This window comes from Bartonella sp. AA97HXZ (assembly GCF_042196985.1).
Lineage (GTDB): Bacteria > Pseudomonadota > Alphaproteobacteria > Rhizobiales > Rhizobiaceae > Bartonella.
This window is the reverse complement of sequence record NZ_JBHIRC010000053.1, coordinates 1-2667: the sequence shown is the minus strand read 5'-3', so window position 1 is coordinate 2667 and position 2667 is coordinate 1. Positions and strand designations below refer to the sequence as shown.

Genomic DNA, 2667 nt, shown 5'->3' with positions numbered 1-2667 from the left:
CAGAGGACTGAGAAGGCTTTGGTTCAACAGGGACAGAAGGAGGAGAAACAGTATCCAGAGATGAAGTGTCCTCCGGAGCAGAGGGCTCAGATGGCAACGACATAGAAAGTGGATCAGGGCGTGGAGAATCGACAGGATCAGAGGACGTAGAAGAAGGAGGGTCAGACACAAACGACGTAGAAAATGGATCGGGAGGGAGAGGATCGACAGGAGCAGAGGACGTAAAAGAAGGAGGGTCAGACACAAACGACGTAGAAAATGGATCGGGAGGGAGAGGATCGACAGGAGCAGAGGACGTAAAAGAAGGAGGGTCAGACACAAACGACGTAGAAAGTGGATCGGGAGGGGGAGGATCGACAGAATCAGAGGACGTAGAAGAAGGAGGGTCAGACATAAACGACGTAGAAAGTGGATCGGAAGGGGGAGGATCAACAAGAGCAGAGGACGTAGAAGAAGGAGAATCAGATATCAACGACGTAGAAAGTGAATTGGGGGGAGAAGATGGAGGATTAACAGGATGAGATAATGAAGAAGGTTTACCAAATGGACCATTATAAGAACCTATTCTAGAAGAAATATAAACCCCTTCGAGTCGGAAATCCCAAAATTCCCCCTCACCTTCCACTAATCTTTGCGTAGCATCTGCTTCTCCAAAGGGCGAACCTGGACCATAACCACGAATACGATATTGATAAGGAAAACCTTTCACCGTAGTATAATCATCATAACCATTGGCGAGTCGAAAAGAACCTGCCTGCGCTGTTCCAGCAACTTGAATGAGTGAAATGCTTTGATCTTTTCCCTCATAGACTTCTTTACTTGCATATTTTGGAAAATTTTGCACATGAACGAATGTCGTTCCAGAAACATCCCCATAGATCAATATGCGATCCGTCTTTTGGGGATTAAACAAACCCTCATCATTCAAAAATGCATTCAACCTAATCTGAGCGTTTCCCTCGGCACTGTAGACTTTTTTATCTTTTGATGCGAGAATTTTATCTCCTGCACCTATATCTGCTTTTTTTCCAATGCGTAGCGTTTGATAACCACTGTCTTCATCAAAGATCAATGTGCTATTGGAAAGACTTAGAGAAGAAAGCGATGAAACAGATTCCTGTAAACCGTTGTTTTTACTTTTAGTAAGATACCATTTTGAATAACGAATTAACTCTAAATCAATAACCGATCTACCCTCAACACGCGTACCTCCTATAAGAGAGGAAGCGTTTGCTTTCACCAATAGAGAAGCATTATTTTTAGCTTTTAGCAACAAATCACCAGAGATTTTTGTTTCATCCGATAATTCAAGAGTGCCTTTTACTTCATAGTCTTTATTCCCCTTCGCATAAATCGCAATCCCGTCTGGAACTGTCATATTTGTCTCTGATAAATAAACAAATGCCCTCCCCGTGATAACTTTTTTGGTTTCTAAAATTTTTTCATCATCTCGTTGCCTCAACATTTTAGCAAGTTCTTCTGGAGCTAAAACATTAAAGCACAGTCCATATACTCCCTCACCCTGAACAGAAATATTGTTTTTTTCTATCTTAATATTTGTATTCTTAAAGCCATCTGGTGAAATATATTTTTGAATTAACTTACCATTATCATTTACATAACCTGAAAAGTTTTTCATCAAGAATGCATGCATATGATTCAGCTGAATAAAATTGTTTTTCAAATGAACGTCACCACCTTGAAAAACCTCAAAAGCTTCTGGCAATACCCCCATAGCTCCATCACCATCTGTTAAAGTTTCCTCCCTCCTTCCTTGCCCCGTAATCCCCATAGTATCAAGAATATAATGCCCCCCAAATCGAGTTGAAAATGAGCCAATCTGGTTAAAATTAACGGTACCGTCTGTCATTTTAACCATTGCATCAAAACCACTCATAATACCGATCCCTTTTACATTCAAATTATCTGGCTCAATATTGATATTCACACTCACTAAAGCAATATCCGTTCCTCTCCCCCATGCATAAATAGCATGTGAAGTCCCCTTAATTTCCCCTACTGTCATGCTAATAACGGCATTTTGAGCACGAAGAGCAGGTATATTCTTAAAATCTGAAGCTATTAAATTAATTTTTCCACCATTTCTTACATACGCCCCATACGCAGATATTTTATCTGGATCATCGCCAAAAACTGTTATCTGAGAGGCATTAACAATAGTGCCTGCTTTTTCTACATATATAGCTGCAATAGGTGCAATATGAGCAGACGTCTCTTGAGAACTTTTTAAGTAATAGATTTTATCTGCGAGAAAGTGTGTTTTTCTATCATCGCATTTATAAAATGCCCCTCCTGCATCACTTGAAGATCCTGCAGCATTAACATACGTAACCTGCAAAAAATAAAGAATAGCTGTTGTAACGTTGCATAAAAATACATATTTATGAAATACATAAATCATAACTCTTGCCGCCTCCTATTCCCCTACTTCTATTCATTGAAGAATAATATCTATATTAAGCTAATAAATTTCTCAAAATACAATAAATATAAAATGAAATATTTAATTTAATACTTAATACAATAATATATACTTATATATAAGTTACTATATAGTTTATGTATCGCTAAAAAAGGTGGCGCAATCCAGCAGAGAAACTCGTTCCAGAAAAACCAATTTTCTTAAATCTATGCTGATAAGTGACA

Annotated in this window: 1 protein-coding gene; it reads right to left on the bottom strand. The window is 38.6% G+C overall.

Annotated features, from left to right (window positions below):
• The coding region (locus ACFINE_RS09510; RefSeq protein WP_375621866.1) for an autotransporter outer membrane beta-barrel domain-containing protein at positions 1–2422 on the bottom strand (2422 nt) is incomplete at its 3' end.
• Positions 2423–2667: the final 245 nt, after the last annotated feature.